This is a genomic window from Pseudomonas alloputida, assembly GCF_021283545.2.
Lineage (GTDB): Bacteria > Pseudomonadota > Gammaproteobacteria > Pseudomonadales > Pseudomonadaceae > Aquipseudomonas > Aquipseudomonas alloputida.
In genome coordinates this window covers 5838074-5855036 of the sequence record NZ_CP128540.1, presented here as the reverse complement: position 1 = coordinate 5855036, position 16963 = coordinate 5838074, and the positions used below count along the sequence as shown (strand labels likewise).

Genomic DNA, 16963 nt, shown 5'->3' with positions numbered 1-16963 from the left:
ATAACAGAGCTATCGCGCTGTGCTGCTTTCCTGCTGCTCAACGGCGTTGAGAATGTTTCCAGTGTCGGTTGTATAACGGTTGCTGATCGCTGCATAGGCCGGCTCCTGCTTGAACCGCTGCAGCTCTTCGGCAAAGGCCACGGCCAGTGCCTCGCGCCCAGGCTTGCGCACCAGGCCCAGGTACTGCGCCTGGCGGCTGATTACCAGCGGCAGTTCTTCGACTTGCTGTTGCAGGCCGAGCTGGCGGAGCAGGTAATGCCCCACCCTGCGGTCGGTGATCACCAGGTCGATGCGGCCCAGTATCAGCTTGCCGAAGTTGGCTTCTTGAGTAGGTGCGGCTTCGCGCTTGAAGTGCGGGGCCTCGGTGAACCCTTTACCGTAGGCGTAGCCGGGCGATGTGCCGACGGTGAGGCCGGCGAGGTCGTCCAGGTGGGTGACGGCATGGCGGCGCGAGCGGCTTTGGAACAGGACGAATTCGACCTCCGACATGGGTTCGGCGCCATACACCATGTAGGGTTGGCGTGCGTCCGTCTGGAAGATGTCGAGAATGCCATCGGCCAGGCCCTGCTCAGCCATCGCCAAGCAGCGCTTCCAAGGCAGGAATTGCCACTCCACCTCGACGCCGAGGCGTGCGAAGACCTGGCTGGCGACTTCGTAGTCGATGCCGCGCGGTTGGCCGTTGTGCTGAAACACATAAGGTGCCCAGTCGTCGGTTACCAGGCGCAAGCGTTCGCCCAGAGCCAACGGGCTCAGGCAAACGAGCAGCAGGATCCAGAACAGACGGGCGATATGTGGCATGGCCGGAGATTACGCGCTCGGCCGGTGTACGGTAAAGGCATGCATTATCGATGTGGGAGCGGGCGTGCCCGCGAACACCGGCGAAGCCGGTGCCAACGATCGGGTTGCTCTCTTCGCGGGCACGCCCGCTCCCACAAGACCGCGCAAGACAATGAGTTTTGCGGGCACATCAGGCTTGGGTGGATCGCAGCAGATGCGCCTCGATATCCTTGCGCCGCTCGCCCAGCGATAGCCGTAGCCCCGGATGGCGCAGGCACTGACGCAGCCGCTCGGGCTCCACGTGGCCGTAGCGGTCATTGAGGTTTTCCAGGGCCTTGTCCCACCAGGCAGACGCACAGGCGCGATCGAACTCATTGGGGTAGGGGTAGCAGCCATAGAGCAATTCGCGGGCGAACTGGCGCTCGTGACTGGGCAGGGTCAGGCTCAACGCCTTGTAACCCAGGCGGTGCAGAGTGGGTGGCCGCGGCAGTTGATCGTTGACCAGCGCAACGTCGGCCAGGGCCGGGGGGCTGAGTGGGTCGTGCTCGTGCTTGCGCAGCCAGGCCTGGATCTTGGCGCGGAACTGCGCCTTCCGGCTCCAGTAGTGATGGATGACATCGGTACACTCGGCCAGCTCCAGGTTGCGGTAGGCCGCCACTGCCAGGCAGAACTCCTCGAGGGTATAGGCCTCTCGAGCCAAGGGGTAGAATTCGTCCATCATGGCGATGGAGCGGTCCAGGGTGTCGCAGTTCTCGGCAGTGAGGCCGATAACGCCGGAATTGACGAGCGGCATCTGGCAGTCGGCCAGTCCCCGGGACTCGAGAATGGCCAGCAGGTTCTTGTACAACAGGCACTTCTGGTCAGCGCCGTAGCGCGTGCCGATGGCGTTGCACAGCAGGCGGTTGGGCGCCACGCGGGCGAACAGATGCAACGGCGAAGTGCGGAAGAAGGTGTCGGTGTCGATCAGCACTGCCAGCGGGTGTTGCTGCAGTACCTGGCGCAACAGCACATGCTTGCTGCGAAAGTGATAACCGTGCGGGGCATTCCATGCCTGGCGCGTGGCCTCGTCCAGCAGGTGGACGGTGACGGGCAGCCTGGCGTATGGCTGCGCATTGTCGGTGTAGACCTGGATGTCCATGGCCTCGCCGGCTGCGCTGCCTAGCTGGGCGAGGGCGCTGACGATGCTGAAGCAGGCTTCCTGATGGTAGGTTGCCGGGCCAAAAGCCAGGTATACAAGCTGTGGGCGCGAAGGTTGGGTGTGCTGCATGGCAGGCAAGACCTGTTTAACCCGAAAATGAATAAGGCTTTAGTCTATGACCAAAGCCTTAATCATTTCTTAAGCAGACTTTGCCAAAAGATTTCAGCGCGGCAGCTTCAGGTTGTTCCAGATCGCCAGGCTCGGTTCAGCCTGGTTCAAGGTATAGAAGTGCAGGCCTGGCGCGCCGCCTTGCAACAGCTGTTCGCACATGCGGGTAATCACTTCTTCGCCGAACGCCTGGATGCTGGCAGTGTCGTCGGCATAGGCTTCCAGCTGCTTGCGGATCCAGCGCGGGATCTCGGCGCCACAGGCATCGGAGAAGCGGGCCAGCTTGCTGTAGTTGGTGATCGGCATGATGCCCGGTACCACCGGAATCTCCACGCCCAGCTTCTGTGCACGCTCGACGAAGTAGAAGTAGCTGTCGGCGTTGAAGAAGTACTGGGTGATGGCGCTGTCGGCACCGGCCTTGACCTTGTGCACAAAGTTGGCCAGATCCGCCTCGAAGTTGCGCGCCTGCGGGTGCATTTCCGGGTAGGCAGCCACTTCCAGGTGGAAGTGATCAGCGGTCTCCTCGCGGATGAACTCGACCAGGTCACTGGCATAGCGCAGTTCACCACTGGCCATGCCCATGCCCGACGGCAGGTCACCACGCAGCGCGACAATGCGTTTGATGCCGGCTGCCTTGTACTCGGCCAGCAGGGCACGCAATTCGGCCTTGGTGTCGCCCACGCACGACAGGTGCGGCGCGGCAGGTATCTTCACTTCGCTTTCCAGCTGCAGCACGGTATTGAGCGTGCGGTCGCGGGTCGACCCACCGGCACCGTAGGTGCAGGAGAAGAAGTCCGGGTTATAGGTGGCCAGCTGGCGGGCGACGCCCATCAGCTTTTCGTGACCGGCATCGGTCTTGGTCGGGAAGAACTCGAAACTGTAGCGGCGTTCTTGTGACATCAGGCGTTCCTCTGGCAACAAGCGTCTGGCGGCAAGCTGCAAGTAAAAGCCAGATCGGTGATGGCCGGTCTGGCTTGGGCGTCGTTCAAGATCTGTGTTTCCGGAGCTGCAAGTGGCAACGGCACGGTATGCCTTTGCCTGCCACTTGCAGCTTCAAGCTTGCCGCTTAGTAGCGGTAGGCGTGCGGCTTGAACGGGCCTTCGACGGTCACGCCGATGTAGTCGGCTTGCTGCTTGGTCAGCTGGGTGACCACGCCGCCGAAGCCGCGGACCATTTCCAGGGCCACTTCTTCGTCGAGTTTCTTCGGCAGCACTTCAACGGTCAGGCGCTCGGCTTTCTTTTCGGCCGGCAGGTCAGCGAACTTCTGCTCGAACAGGAAGATCTGTGCCAGAACCTGGTTGGCGAACGAGCCGTCCATGATGCGGCTTGGGTGGCCAGTGGCGTTGCCCAGGTTGACCAGGCGGCCTTCGGCCAGCAGGATCAGGTAGTCGTCGTTCTGCGGGTCGAAGCTGCCAGCGCCGGTACGGTGGATCTTGTGAACCTGCGGCTTGACCTCTTCCCAGGCCCAGTTCTTGCGCATGAAGGCGGTGTCGATCTCGTTGTCGAAGTGGCCGATGTTGCAGACTACGGCACGCTTTTTCAGGGCCTTGAGCATGTTGGCGTCGCAGACATTGACGTTACCGGTGGTGGTCACGATCAGGTCGATCTTGCCCAGCAGGGCCTTGTCGATGCTGGCTTCGGTGCCGTCGTTGATACCGTCGATGAACGGCGAGACCAGCTCGAAGCCGTCCATGCAGGCCTGCATGGCGCAGATCGGGTCAATTTCGGAGACCTTGACGATCATGCCTTCCTGACGCAGGGACTGGGCCGAGCCCTTGCCCACGTCACCGTAGCCGATCACCAGGGCCTGCTTGCCCGACAGCAGGTGGTCGGTACCACGCTTGATGGCATCGTTCAGGCTGTGACGGCAGCCGTACTTGTTGTCGTTCTTGCTCTTGGTGACCGAGTCGTTGACGTTGATCGCCGGGACTTTCAGCTCGCCCTTGGCCAGCATGTCCAGCAGGCGGTGTACGCCGGTGGTGGTCTCTTCGGTCACGCCGTGCACGCGGTCCAGTACCTGCGGGTACTTCTTGTGCAGCAGTTCGGTCAGGTCACCACCGTCGTCGAGGATCATGTTGGCGTCCCATGGCTGGCCATCTTTCAGGATGGTCTGCTCCAGGCACCACTCGTACTCTTCTTCGGTTTCACCTTTCCAGGCGAAAACCGGGATACCGGCGGCGGCGATCGAGGCGGCGGCCTGGTCTTGAGTCGAGAAGATGTTGCAGGACGACCAGCGCACTTCGGCACCCAGGGCAACCAGGGTTTCGATCAGCACGGCGGTCTGGATGGTCATGTGGATGCAGCCCAGGATCTTCGCACCCTTGAGCGGTTGCTCGGCCAGGTACTTGCGACGCAGGCCCATCAGCGCAGGCATTTCCGATTCGGCAATGATGGTTTCGCGACGGCCCCAGGCGGCCAGGGAGATGTCGGCGACTTTGTAATCGGTAAAACCAGCAGGCATGTTTGCAGCGCTCATGAGAGCCTCCATTCGTAATGTGCGAATGGGCGCCGTTGTGCGTTAAGCGCTCGCGGGAGCGAGCAACGCCCCATCCGAGCCTGACAGGCCTAGCCTGCTGCAGCGCCCCTCGGACAGGTGGCGGGCATGGCACCGCTGTGGGCAACCATGTAAAACGGCGCAGATTATAGCTGCCCCCGCCGGCTTGCCCAAGGTTTTCCGTCGATTAATCGCGACGATAGTCGATGTTCAATGGAGCGAAGGCAGCCGCTCTGCCATCATTGCTACACGTTAGCCAAGCAGGTCAGGAGTACAGATGAACTTTCACACCCGCAAGTGGGTTAAACCCGAAGACCTCAACCCCAATGGCACCCTGTTCGGTGGCAGCCTGTTGCGCTGGATCGATGAAGAGGCGGCGATCTACGCCATCGTCCAGCTGGGCAACCAGCGTGTGGTGACCAAGTACATGTCGGAAATCAACTTCGTCAGTGCTTCGCGTCAGGGTGACATCATCGAGCTGGGCATCACCGCTACCGCGTTCGGCCGCACCTCGATCACCCTCAAGTGCGAAGTGCGTAACAAGATCACCCGCAAGAGCATTCTGACTGTCGACAAGATGGTGTTCGTCAACCTGGGCGAGGATGGCTTGCCGGCAGCCCATGGGCGCACCGAGATCAAGTACGTGCAGGACCAGTTCCCGGATTCGGCAGTCGAATAGACCCTGGTTGCCTGTGCCGGCCTCTTCGCGGGTTCACCCGCGAATGGGCCGCAAAGCGGCCCCGGCATTCTCAAGGCTGGGCGCTGACCTTGCGCACCACCCGCCCAATGCTCAACCCCTGCACCAGAATCGACGACAACACCACGATGTAGGTGATCGACAGCAGCAGGTCCCGTTCCTCGCCCAGCGGTAGCGACAGTGCAAGTGCCACCGACACGCCACCGCGCAGGCCACCCCAGGTCAGCACCCGCACCGTGCCTTTGGGCACCGGGCGCCAGCGCCGCAGCAGCACGATCGCCGGGGCCACCGTCAACAGGCGCGACAGCAGCACTGCCAGCGCCAGCACGCCGCCGGCCGCCAGGTGCATCCAGTTGAACGGCAGCAGCAACAGCTCCAGGCCGATCAATGCGAACAGCAGGGCATTGAGCATGTCGTCGATCAGCTCCCAGAAACCGTCCATGTAACGGCGGGTCATGTCATTCATCGCCAGGTTGCGCCCCAGGTTGCCGATGATCAGGCCTGCCACCACCATGGCGATCGGTGCCGACACATGCAGCTCGTAGCACATTGCCGAACCACCGATTACCAGCGCCAGGGTCAGCATGACCTCCACCTGGTACTGCTCGACACTCTTGATCATGCGGTAGGTGGCGTAGCCGATCAGGCCACCGAACACCACACCGCCAATGGCCTCGCGGGCGAACAGGATCGCCGTGTCGGCCATGCTCGGTGTTTCACCCAGCTGGATGATGCCCAGCAACACGGTGAATACCACGACTGCCGTGCCGTCGTTGAACAGTGACTCGCCGACGATGGTGGTTTTAAGCGGTTTGGGCGCATTGGCAGTACGCAGCGCGCCAAGCACGGCAATCGGGTCGGTCGGTGAGATCAGTGCACCGAACAGCAGGCAGTAGATCAGGGGCACCTGCCAGCCGAACAGGGCAAACACCCAATGCGCCAGGTAGCCGATGACCACGGTGGCGATCAGCACGCCCAAGGTAGCCAGCAGGCCGATCGGCCAGCGGTAGCTGCGCAGGTCGCTGAGGTTGACGTGCAGGGCGCCGGCAAACAGCAGGAACGCCAGCATCCAGTGCATGAGCAGATCGTTGAAGTCGATCTGGTTCATCAGCCCTTCGACGCGCTCTTCCAGGCCGGGGAAGCCGACAAGGCTCAGGCCTTGCAATATCAGGGAAAACAACAGCGCCGTAACCATCACGCCGATAGCGGGGGGCAGGCCGATGAAGCGGTAGTTCACATAGGTCAGAAGTGTGGTGAGGCAGATAAACGCGGCAACTAATTCAAGCATCCCGAATCCTATAACAGTGGCTTCCAAGTCGTTACCCGAGTGACTCGGGCAGTTCTTTGATGACCTGGCACGGGGTTCGGGGCACAGGGTTTGACCGAATTAGTCCAAATCGTTCCCGTGACAGTCTGCACTGGCTACCCTGTGGGAGCGGGCGTGCCCGCGAACACCGGCAAAGCCGGTGCCATACACCGAGTTGCATTCTTCACGGGCATGCCCGCTCCCCCAAAGCCCCCCTGAACGCTATATATTCACAGCCATGAACAGCCATAAGGACAAGAAGGCGTGTTGGCAACATCTCTGGTGCTGGTTGCCGCCCTGCTGCATGCAACCTGGAATACCTTGATCAAATTCAGTGGCGAGCGCTTGCTGGTGATTGCCAGCATGGACACGGTAGCGCTGGCCTTCGCGGTGCTGGCGGTGCCCTTCGTCGATGTTCCGCCTGCTGAAATCTGGCCCTGGTTGGTAGCCTCGGCACTGGCTGAGCAGTTGTACCGCTATCTGCTGATCAAGGCCTACCGCGTGGGCGACCTTGGGCTGGTCTATCCTCTGATGCGCGGGCTGTCGCCGTTGGTGGTGCTGGGGCTGACCCTGGCCTTTGCCGGGGAATCGCTGAGCCAGCAGCAGATCATCGGTATCCTGTTGATCCCCTGTGGCATGGCCTGCCTGTTGTGGCAGGGCGGCGGCGGTGACCGTCTGCCATGGTCGATGCTGCCGGTGGTTGCCTTGATTGGCCTGTGCATTGGTTGCTACACCTGGTTCGACGGGCAGGCCGTGCGCCTGTGGGGCAAACCGTGGGATTACCTGGTCTGGCTGACCCTGCTCAGCGCCTGGCAATTCCCGTTGTTGGCGAGCGTAGCGCGGCGGGCGCCATTCGTACTGTTCTGGCGAACCCAATGGCGCCTTGGGTTGGCGGTAGGGTTCTGCGTATTGTTCAGCTATGCCCTGGTGCTGTGGGCCATGCACCTGGGGTCAGTGGCCGAAGCGGCGGCACTGCGGGAGTTGAGCGTGATCCTGGTGGTGCTGCTGGGCATGCGCTACCTCAAAGAACCTTTTGGCGGGCCGAGACTCCTAGCTTGCGGGCTGGTGTTGGCCGGCATGCTGGTAATGAAGCTTTGACCTGAAGACTGAACAAGGAGTCCTGTCCATGACTGTTGCCCTGTGGTGCATCCTGATTGCGCTGCTGTTGAACCCGCTTTGTGCCTTGATCGCCAAGGCGAGCAGTGGCCGCTTCGGCCTCAAGGACAATCACGATCCGCGAGCCTTCCTCGATACCTTGTCGGGCCTGCCGCGGCGTGCTCATGCAGCGCAGCAGAATGGCTACGAAGCGTTTCCGGCATTTGCTGCGGCGGTGCTTGTGGCGGATATCGTGGGCAATGCCGAGCAGGTGACCCAGGATGTGCTGGGGGTGATGTATATCACCAGCCGCTTGCTTTACATCATCTGCTACCTGGCCGACTGGGCTGCCTTGCGGTCGCTGGTGTGGTTTGCCAGCCTGGCACTGATCGTGTCGTTCTTCGTGGTTTCCATCTGAAACCGGCTGGCCATCTTCGCGGGCAGCCCCCGCGAAGATAGCCACAACGATCAAGGTACCTTGGGTACCTCAGGCAGTGGCTGGCCCTTGGGCCACAGCATCCAGATCTGCCCTTGCTGCTTCATGTTCCCGGCCAGTTCGCCTGCTTCCGGCCCGGTGCCCCAGAACAGGTCGGCACGCACTTCGCCGGTAATCGCCCCGCCGGTGTCCTGCGCGCCAACCGGTCGTACCACCGGCGTGCCGTCCGGGCGTGTGGTAGACAGCCACAACAAGCTGCCCAGGGGAATCACCTTGCGGTCAATGGCCACGCTGTAGCCGGCGGTAAGCGGTACGTTCAGCGAGCCGCGCGGGCCTTCGTTGCTGTCCGGGCGGGTGCTGAAGAATACGTAGCTGGGGTTGCTGGCCAGCAGCTCTGGTACGCGCTGCGGGTTGGCCTGGGCCCAGGCATGAATGGCGCCCATGCTCACTTCTTCTTTTTTCAGCTGACCTTGCTCCACCAGCCAGCGGCCGATCGGCCGATAGGGGTGGCCGTTCTGGTCGGCGTAGCCCAGGCGCAGTTGACGGCCGTCCTCCAGTTGCACCCGGCCAGAACCCTGGATCTGCAGGAATTGCAGGTCCATCGGGTCGGTCAGCCAGGCCAGCACCGGTGCCTTGACGCCGTTACGGTTGATGACTTCGGCCGTGTCGTAGGGCTTGAGCACCCGACCCTCCAGGCGGCCGCGCAGGCGTTTGCCCTTCAGTTCGGGGTACACGCTGGCCAGGTCGACCACGATCATGTCATCAGGGATGCCGTAGACCGCCACATGGTTGGTTGCCGATTGGCTCAGGCTGCCTGGGTAGACAGGCTCGTAGTAGCCGGTAATCAGGCCGTTGGCATTGTTCTCTGCAGAGCGCAGGCCGTACACCTGCAGGTTCTGTTCAAGGAAGGTTCGCACTTGGGCGGCGCTGGCTGTGGCGCTGCCGGCCGCTTCGCAGGTGGCCGCCCACACCGGGTCGCGCTTGAGTTTTTCGCAGCCGTTGCGCCATGCATAAAAGCCTGCCAGCAGGTCTTCATCGCTGACGGGCGGCAAGTCTTTCCAAGTGGCCGGGGCATAGGTGGCGACAGCGTGGGGCTCGGGCTTGGCGCTCTCGCCGCCGTTGCAGCCGGCCAGCAAAGCCAGCACCGGCAGTGTCCAGGCCAGGTGGCGCAGGGCAGATTTCATGTGTGCATTCCTGTCATGAGCGAACATGAAGGTTCGCCCCTGTCTTTTATGTGGCTATTGGTGTTTGGCCCAGGGGCAGCGATACTGGCCGCCCATTTGCGTAGGCCGAAGTGAGCGTGATGTTTAAGCGATTGACCGTTGTTCTGCTGGCAGCACTTGCCCTGGGAGGGGCTCTGACGGGTTGTGACCGGGTTGACCCGAATTCGCCGCTGGGCAAACGCAAGGTGATCTTCAAGGACATGCTCAAGACCAGCGAGGACCTCGGCGGCATGCTGCGTGGCCGGTTGCCGTTCGACGGGGTGAAGTTTGCCGACGGTGCGCTGAAGCTGGACAGCCTGTCGCATCAGCCGTGGCAGCATTTTCCACAGGTGCGCGATGGTGGTGACAGCGCCGCCCGTGCCGAAGTGTGGGAGCGCCAGGCGCGGTTCCATGACCTGGCCCGGCAGCTTGAGGGCGTCACCGGCGAACTGGTCGATGTCACCCGCAACCAGCCACTGGATGCTGCGAAACTGAAGGCACCGATGGACAAGGTCGAGGCTGCGTGCAAGGCCTGTCATAGCGAATTTCGTAATCATTGAATGGCTGTGCTGTTTGCGCAAACCTTCGAGGCGTGTACAAATTCCACAAAGACCAGGCTTGCCGGCCAGATGCCTTAGCGGTCGAGAGCGTCGACCGCTTCCTGCAGCTCTTTACGCGACTCGGCCAGCTTGTCCTTGCGCTTGTTGATCTTCTCGGCGTCGCCTTTCTTCTCTGCCTTCTTCAAGTCCTTTTCCCGCTGCGCCACTTCGTGACGCGCATCGAGCACCTTCTGCTCACGTTCCTTGCGCAGGCTGGCGTCGGTGCAGTTGTCCACACCGCGCAGGGCTTCCTCCAGCCCTCCAACCTGGTCGCTGTTGCCGTGGTCACGGGCAATTTTCAGCTGGTTTTCGATGGCGCTGCGCTTGGCGGCGCAACCGGTCAGGCCGGCATCCGGCTGGGCAGCCTGAGCAGTGCCCGCGGCCAGGCCCAGTGTTGCGAGCAGGAAAAGAGTCGAAATACGTTTCATGAAAAGCCTCCCTAACGGGGCGGGGCAGCAAAAGTTGGGGGAAATCCTGCCTTGGTTTTGCCCATTTAGAAACCCTTGGTGAGGTTTTCTGCCGGAGTCTCGGGTTTTTCCTACGCACTATTTGGTAAAAAATCATTGCTCAATGCGCTGGGGTGGGGTCCGGAAACCTTCTATGCCGGCTTCGGCCAACTGTGCGGCAATGGCTTGCACCTCGGAGGCCGCGAAAAATTCCACAAGTTGGCGCGAGCGTTTTGCGCCGATGCCGGGCACGGTTTGCCATTGCCCGGCACTGCGTGAAGCCAGCGCCTGCCAGTTGCCAGTCAGTGGCAAATGCTTGCCAATGGGCACGCCAAGGGCGCGCAACCACTGATCGAACGGGCGTGAGCGGGCTTGGTCGAAACTGCCCAGCATCTGTGTTGCAGTGAGTCTGCTGATTCCGGGGGCCTGCTGCAGGCGCTCGGCATCGAGCTGCAGCCAATCGGTCATGGACGTTACCAGGCCCGCTTCGACCAGCCGACGCCATGTGCCGGGCCCGGTGCGTGGCAAGGCCAGGCCCTGTTTACCGCCAAGCCAGGTGAGTCGGGCAATGAACTGCTCATCACAGCCCTCGCTGGCCTGCCAGCAGCTGTGGGCATGATGCTGGTCGGGTGCTGGTGCGGTTATCGGTTGGCGCTCTACAGCGCGGTGCACGACGTGTTCGAGCCGCGGAATGGTCAGCCCGGCAAGGCTGATGGCCACCTGATCGCCAGGGCGAATATCCAGGCGTTGCCAGCGCGCCAGCGACCCAAGGCTGACTTGGGTAATGCGCCGGTCATCGAGGGTAACGGGTTGCACGTGAAGAACGGGCGTGACCCTGCCAGTGCGGCCGACCCGAAAGCGCACGTCGCGTACTTCGGCCAAGGCTTGTGCATAGGGGTACTTCCAGGCCGCGATCCAGTATGGCGCCTTGGCCTGCCAGCGCTCGGCAGGTGGCCGACTGCCCTGGCGCAGGATCACACCGTCGGTGGCGAAGGGCAGAGCAGAGCGATACCAGTGCTCGCGCCAGTGTGCTGCATCCTCCAGCGTGTCGATGGCGATGCTGTAAAGCTGGCTGTCCGGAAAACCCAGTCGTGCCAGCTGGGCGAGGCGTTCGGCCTGTTGCTCGGGGCCGTGCGGCCAGCCCCACACGAACAGGCCGATAGCGTTGCCTTGTGCGCCAGTCAGTTGCTTGCGTGCGAGCAGCCCTGCCACGGTACCCCGGGCGTTGGCGCTGCCTGCCTTGGCTTGCACATGTTCGTCCAGGCGCAGATACAGCTCACCTTGCAAGTGCAGGTCGACCGCCTCGGGCAACTGCCGTGTGACAGCGCCGAGCTGTGGGATGTGTCGGCTCCAGTCATGGCCGTGTACACCGTCCCCCCGGCTGGTCAACTGCACCAATCGACCCTGTTGGTAAGTGAGGGAAACTGCAACACCGTCGACCTTGGGCTGTACCCACACGCCGGTCTTGCCGGTCATCCATCGCGCCACGGCCTGGCGGTCTGCCAGCTTGTCGACGCCGGTATGCGGCACAGGGTGGGGGACCGGGCCGCGAGCACTGGCCAGGGGGGAGGGGCTGGTGCCAACCGCGAAGCACTGCTGCAGGTGGTTCAGGCGCTCATGGCTCTGGTCGTACAGTTCGTCGGCCACCAGGGCTATGCCCTGCCGATGGTAGTGCTCGTCCCATCGGGCAAGCGTCGCGCGCAGTTGCGCAACTTCGGCCTTGGCCTGTTGCGGGTTCCAGTGTGGGCATGAGGCAGCCCTGGCCAATGGGGTGTTCAGCACAAATAGCAGGGCGAACAACAACAGGTACGGCATGGCCTGGCATCCTTGCATGGCGGGGAAGCGCTTAGCGTAGGCGGGTGGCGGGGCGGGCGGTGCGTGCAGTTGTCAGGTGATATTTCGCTGGTGCTCGTCTCCAAGCCCGAGACGGAGCAAGAAACGAGCGCGGCCCTCGATCTGACGGGCGATGAAAATGCCGTAACAGGCACAAAAAAGCCCCTGCCGATCGCTCGGCAGGGGCTTTCGTCTGGCGCTGCAGGAAGCTTACAGGCCGGCAGCGTCACGCAACGACTGGGCGCGGTCGGTGCGCTCCCAGGTGAAGGTGGTGAAGGTGTCGTCGCCGACAGTCTTCTGCTGCGGAGTACGGCCGAAGTGGCCGTAGGCAGCGGTTTCCTGATACATCGGGTGCAGCAGGTCGAGCATGGTGGTGATGGCGTACGGACGCAGGTCGAAGCACTCGCGCACCAGCTGGATGATCTTGTCGTCGGAGACCTTGCCGGTACCGAAGGTGTTGATCGAGATGGAGGTCGGCTGGGCCACGCCAATGGCGTACGACACCTGGATCTCGCAACGCTCGGCCAAACCGGCGGCGACGATGTTCTTGGCCACGTAGCGGCCGGCGTAGGCAGCGGAACGGTCGACCTTGGACGGGTCCTTGCCGGAGAACGCGCCACCCCCGTGACGGGCCATGCCACCGTAGGAGTCGACGATGATCTTGCGGCCAGTCAGGCCGCAGTCACCCACCGGGCCACCGATGATGAAGTTGCCGGTCGGGTTGATGTGGTACTGGGTGCCTTTGTGCAGTAGTTCGGCCGGCAGCGTGTGCTTGACGATCAGCTCCATCACGGCTTCTTGCAGGTCTTTCTGCGAAACCTCCGGGTTGTGCTGGGTCGACAGCACCACGGCGTCGATACCGACCACTTTGCCGTTCTCGTAGCGGCAGGTGACCTGCGACTTGGCATCCGGGCGCAGCCATGGCAGCAGGCCGGACTTGCGCGCCTCGGCCTGGCGTTCTACCAGACGGTGCGAGAAGCAGATCGGTGCAGGCATCAGGACTTCGGTTTCGTTGCTGGCATAGCCGAACATCAGGCCCTGGTCACCGGCGCCCTGGTCTTCCGGCTTGGAGCGGTCCACGCCCTGGGCGATGTCTACCGACTGTTTGCCGATGATGTTCATCACGGCGCAGGTGGCGCCGTCGAAGCCGACGTCGGAGCTGTTGTAGCCGATGTCGATGATGACTTTGCGTACCAGGTCTTCCAGGTCGACCCAGGCCGAAGTGGTGACTTCGCCGGCGATGATGGCGACACCGGTCTTGACCAGGGTTTCGCAGGCTACGCGGGCGTATTTGTCCTGAGCGATGATGGCATCAAGGACTGCGTCCGAAATCTGGTCGGCGATCTTGTCCGGATGCCCTTCGGACACGGACTCGGAGGTGAAAAGGGAGTATTCGCTCATCTCGAAGGTTCCTGAAATTTACCGATGGTGTATGTCGCCAGCCGTCCGCTGAAAATGGCGGACCTGGATCTGGAAACCGTTACGCAAGCCCACGTACAGGCTGTCCGCATGGGCCAGCCCGGCAGCGTTGGCCCAGCGCGCCAGGTCGTCCTGTTCGAAGCCCAGCCAGAGGTCGCCGCAGGCTTCGCGCGCCCACCCCTGGTCATGGCTGCACAGTTCGGTGACCAGCAGGCTGCCGCCTGCCTTCACCCGTTTGGCCAGCTGGCGCAAGGCCAGGGCCGGGTCGCTGAAATGGTGCAGCACCATGTTCAGCACAACGCAGTCGGCGGCCACATCCGTTGCACCCAGTGCATCGGCCAACTGCAGGTTCACGTTGTCGAGCCCTTCGCGCTGGCACACCTGGCGCGCAAGCTCGAGCATGGTAGGGCTGTTGTCCAGGGCGGTGACCTGGGCGAAGCGCCGGGCCAGGTCGGGCAGGAAGCCACCGTCGCCGGGGCCGACTTCCAGCGCGCTGGCGGCCGGGTCGAAATGCAGTTTGTCGAGCAGCGCCAGCAGGCTGTCGCGGTACTGCGGAAGGCCGGCGATCAGGTCCTGCTGGGCACGGAACTTCTCTTCCACGCGCAGGAAGAAGTCCTGGCTGGTGGCCGCCCGTCGCTGCTGGACATGGGCTATGCGCGCCTGCACATCGGGCGGTAGGGCCAGGTCGTCGACTTCTTCGAGCAGCGCCGCGTGCAGCCGGCCACCCAGGCGCAGGCCATCGGGCAGGGCACGGCGGTAGAAGATGGCGTTGCCTTCGCGGCGGGTTGCCACGAGGTCGGCCTGAGCCAGCACCTTGAGGTGATGGCTCATGCCCGACTGGCCGATGTCGAAGATCTGCGCCAGTTCCAGCACGCCGAACGAGTCATTGGCCAAGGCGCGCAATACGTTCAGGCGCAGCGCATCGCCACTGGCTTTGCACAGGGCTGCCAATGTTTCGCGTTGCTCGGGGATCGATTGCGCACGCAGATTCATGGGGCGGCAGTCTAGACAGGCATCGATGCCCTAGCAAGGCCAATATCAAAAAGTTTTGATATTGGCGATGAGCTGCAAGCCGAAAGCCTCAAGTTACACGCTTTGGGGCGCCCCGAGTCGCGCTCTGCTTCTTCAGTTGCGGCTTAAAGCCGGCGCTTGGCGCTTAAATGTTTGCCCCAAGCGCCCCCAGTGGGCGAAAATGGCCGCCTTTTTCGTGACACCACCTATTCAAGCCCCCTAGGAGATCAGCGATGCCCAGCCGTCGTGAACGTGCCAACGCCATTCGTGCCCTCAGCATGGATGCCGTGCAAAAGGCCAACAGCGGCCACCCAGGTGCCCCCATGGGCATGGCGGATATCGCCGAAGTGCTTTGGCGCGACTACCTGAAGCACAACCCGAGCAACCCGAGCTTCGCCGACCGTGACCGCTTCGTGCTGTCCAACGGCCACGGCTCGATGCTGATCTACTCGCTGCTGCACCTGACCGGCTACGACGTCACCATCGATGACATCAAAGGCTTCCGCCAACTGCACAGCCGCACCCCGGGCCACCCGGAATACGGCTACACCCCAGGCGTTGAAACCACCACCGGCCCGCTCGGCCAGGGTATCGCCAACGCCGTGGGCTTCGCCCTGGCCGAAAAAGTACTGGCTGCCCAGTTCAACCGTGACGGCCACAATATCGTCGACCACAACACCTATGTGTTCCTCGGCGACGGCTGCATGATGGAAGGCATCTCCCATGAAGTCGCCTCGCTGGCCGGCACCCTGGGCCTGAACAAGCTGATCGCCTTCTACGATGACAATGGCATCTCCATCGACGGCGAAGTGCACGGCTGGTTCACCGACAACACCCCGGCGCGCTTCGAAGCCTACAACTGGCAGGTGATCCGCAACGTCGACGGCCACGATGCCGAAGAAATCAAGATGGCCATCGAGACCGCCCGCAAGAGCGATCGCCCGACCCTGATCTGCTGCAAGACCACCATCGGTTTCGGTTCGCCGAACAAGCAGGGCAAGGAAGACTGCCACGGTGCCCCGCTGGGCAACGACGAAATCGCCCTGACCCGCCAGGCCCTGAACTGGAACCACGGCCCGTTCGAAATCCCGGCCGACATCTACGCCGAGTGGGATGCCAAGGCCGCCGGTGCCAAGGTTGAAGCCGAGTGGAACCAGCGCTTCGACGCCTACGCCAAGGCCTACCCGGAGCTGGCTGCCGAGTTCAAGCGCCGTGCCAGCGGCGAGCTGCCGGCCGACTTCAGCGAAAAGGCCCAGGCCTACATCAACGAAGTGGCTGCCAAAGGCGAAACCATCGCCAGCCGCAAGGCCAGCCAGAACGCCCTGAACGCCTTCGGCCCGCTGCTGCCCGAGTTCCTCGGCGGTTCGGCGGACCTGGCCGGCTCCAACCTGACCCTGTGGAAAGGTTGCAAGGGCGTCGAAGCCAATGACGCCAGCGGCAACTACGTGTTCTACGGCGTGCGCGAGTTCGGCATGACCGCCATCATGAACGGCGTTGCCCTGCACGGTGGCCTGGTGCCTTACGGCGCGACCTTCCTGATGTTCATGGAATACGCCCGCAACGCCGTGCGCATGTCGGCCCTGATGAAGCAGCGCGTGATCCACGTGTACACCCACGACTCCATCGGTCTGGGCGAAGACGGCCCGACGCACCAGCCGATCGAGCAGCTGACCAGCCTGCGCAGCACCCCGAACCTGGACACCTGGCGCCCGGCCGACGCGGTGGAATCCGCCGTGTCCTGGAAAAACGCCCTGGAGCGCAAGGACGGCCCATCGGCGCTGATCTTCTCGCGCCAGAACCTGCAGCACCAGGATCGCGATGCCCAGCAGATCGCCGACATCAGCCGCGGTGGTTATGTGCTCAAGGACTGCGCCGGCGAGCCTGAACTGATTCTGATCGCCACCGGTTCCGAAGTGGGCCTGGCTGTTCAGGCCTTCGACAAGCTGACCGAGCAAGGCCGCAAGGTGCGCGTGGTTTCCATGCCATGCACCAGCGTGTTCGATGCCCAGGACGCTGCCTACAAGCAGTCCGTGCTGCCGCTGGAAGTCGGTGCGCGCATCGCCATCGAAGCTGCCCACGCCGACTTCTGGTACAAGTACGTCGGCCTGGAAGGTCGTATCATCGGCATGACCACCTACGGTGAGTCGGCGCCGGCTTCGGCATTGTTCGAAGAGTTTGGCTTCACCCTGGAGAACATCCTCGGTACTGCCGAAGAGCTGCTGGAAGACTGATTTAAAGATCTGCGGGCGGTGTCGCCTTCATTCGCGGGCAAGCCCGCTCCCACAGAGGTTGCATGAAACCCTGTGGGAGCGGGCTTGCCCGCGAATGCCACACCGCAAATT

At 62.6% G+C, this 16963-nt stretch carries 15 protein-coding genes and 1 riboswitch; of the genes, 5 read left to right on the top strand and 10 right to left on the bottom strand.

From position 1 onward, the window contains the following. Positions 1 to 9: 9 nt before the first annotated feature. From LU682_RS27120 to ahcY, 4 genes are all read right to left on the bottom strand, one after another. Positions 10 to 798 carry a substrate-binding periplasmic protein gene (locus tag LU682_RS27120; RefSeq protein ID WP_010955549.1) on the bottom strand — a complete coding sequence of 263 codons (789 nt, stop codon included), beginning with the start codon at positions 796 to 798 and terminating at the stop codon, positions 10 to 12. 169 nt (positions 799 to 967) lie between these two features. Further along, positions 968 to 2044 carry a hypothetical protein gene (locus tag LU682_RS27115; RefSeq protein WP_049587487.1) on the bottom strand — a complete coding sequence of 359 codons (1077 nt, stop codon included), beginning with the start codon at positions 2042 to 2044 and terminating at the stop codon, positions 968 to 970. Between the two features lie 93 nt (positions 2045 to 2137). Next, positions 2138 to 2983: a methylenetetrahydrofolate reductase [NAD(P)H] gene (metF, locus tag LU682_RS27110; protein ID WP_049587485.1), complete on the bottom strand. Its 846-nt coding sequence runs from the start codon at positions 2981 to 2983 to the stop codon at positions 2138 to 2140. A 166-nt stretch (positions 2984 to 3149) separates the two neighbouring features. Continuing rightward, entirely contained in the window at positions 3150 to 4559 is a 1410-nt protein-coding gene (gene ahcY, locus LU682_RS27105) for an adenosylhomocysteinase (protein ID WP_021783768.1), read from the bottom strand. Between the two features lie 20 nt (positions 4560 to 4579). After that, a riboswitch (S-adenosyl-L-homocysteine riboswitch) is annotated at positions 4580 to 4676 on the bottom strand. Between the two features lie 178 nt (positions 4677 to 4854). Between ahcY and LU682_RS27100 the strand changes: the two genes are divergently transcribed. Then, on the top strand, positions 4855 to 5256 hold the full coding sequence (locus tag LU682_RS27100; RefSeq protein WP_003249362.1) for an acyl-CoA thioesterase: 402 nt from the start codon (positions 4855 to 4857) through the stop codon (positions 5254 to 5256). Between the two features lie 70 nt (positions 5257 to 5326). On the opposite strand, the gene LU682_RS27095 is transcribed toward LU682_RS27100, so the two are convergent. Then, positions 5327 to 6562 (bottom strand): cation:proton antiporter, encoded by a 1236-nt coding sequence (locus tag LU682_RS27095; protein ID WP_010955546.1) that lies wholly within the window; start codon positions 6560 to 6562, stop codon positions 5327 to 5329. A gap of 282 nt (positions 6563 to 6844) precedes the next feature. Between LU682_RS27095 and LU682_RS27090 the strand changes: the two genes are divergently transcribed. After that, complete coding sequence (locus tag LU682_RS27090) at positions 6845 to 7678, top strand: DMT family transporter (RefSeq protein ID WP_010955545.1); 834 nt, start codon at positions 6845 to 6847, stop codon at positions 7676 to 7678. Positions 7679 to 7706: 28 nt separating this feature from the next. Next, positions 7707 to 8093, top strand: a complete 387-nt coding sequence (locus LU682_RS27085) for an MAPEG family protein (protein WP_010955544.1) — start codon at positions 7707 to 7709, stop codon at positions 8091 to 8093. 50 nt (positions 8094 to 8143) lie between these two features. Here the strand turns inward: LU682_RS27085 and mltA are convergent, their stop codons facing one another. Further along, on the bottom strand, positions 8144 to 9295 hold the full coding sequence (gene mltA / locus LU682_RS27080) for a murein transglycosylase A (protein ID WP_049587483.1): 1152 nt from the start codon (positions 9293 to 9295) through the stop codon (positions 8144 to 8146). Positions 9296 to 9414: 119 nt separating this feature from the next. Between mltA and LU682_RS27075 the strand changes: the two genes are divergently transcribed. Then, complete coding sequence (locus LU682_RS27075; RefSeq protein ID WP_049587482.1) at positions 9415 to 9873, top strand: c-type cytochrome; 459 nt, start codon at positions 9415 to 9417, stop codon at positions 9871 to 9873. Between the two features lie 74 nt (positions 9874 to 9947). Here LU682_RS27075 and LU682_RS27070 read toward each other — a convergent pair whose 3' ends face one another. The 4 genes from LU682_RS27070 to LU682_RS27055 all read right to left on the bottom strand — a co-directional run bounded on the left by LU682_RS27070 (position 9948) and on the right by LU682_RS27055 (position 14603). Then, on the bottom strand, positions 9948 to 10340 hold the full coding sequence (locus LU682_RS27070) for a DUF1090 domain-containing protein (RefSeq protein WP_010955541.1): 393 nt from the start codon (positions 10338 to 10340) through the stop codon (positions 9948 to 9950). 132 nt (positions 10341 to 10472) lie between these two features. Further along, positions 10473 to 12173 carry an NAD-dependent DNA ligase LigB gene (ligB, locus tag LU682_RS27065; RefSeq protein WP_010955540.1) on the bottom strand — a complete coding sequence of 567 codons (1701 nt, stop codon included), beginning with the start codon at positions 12171 to 12173 and terminating at the stop codon, positions 10473 to 10475. Between the two features lie 228 nt (positions 12174 to 12401). Then, positions 12402 to 13592, bottom strand: a complete 1191-nt coding sequence (gene metK / locus LU682_RS27060) for a methionine adenosyltransferase (RefSeq protein ID WP_003249375.1) — start codon at positions 13590 to 13592, stop codon at positions 12402 to 12404. An 18-nt stretch (positions 13593 to 13610) separates the two neighbouring features. Then, positions 13611 to 14603 (bottom strand): ArsR/SmtB family transcription factor, encoded by a 993-nt coding sequence (locus tag LU682_RS27055; protein WP_003249377.1) that lies wholly within the window; start codon positions 14601 to 14603, stop codon positions 13611 to 13613. Between the two features lie 251 nt (positions 14604 to 14854). Here LU682_RS27055 and tkt point away from each other — a divergent pair, with 251 nt between their 5' ends. Further along, positions 14855 to 16852 carry a transketolase gene (gene tkt / locus LU682_RS27050; RefSeq protein WP_010955539.1) on the top strand — a complete coding sequence of 666 codons (1998 nt, stop codon included), beginning with the start codon at positions 14855 to 14857 and terminating at the stop codon, positions 16850 to 16852. Positions 16853 to 16963 lie beyond the last annotated feature (111 nt).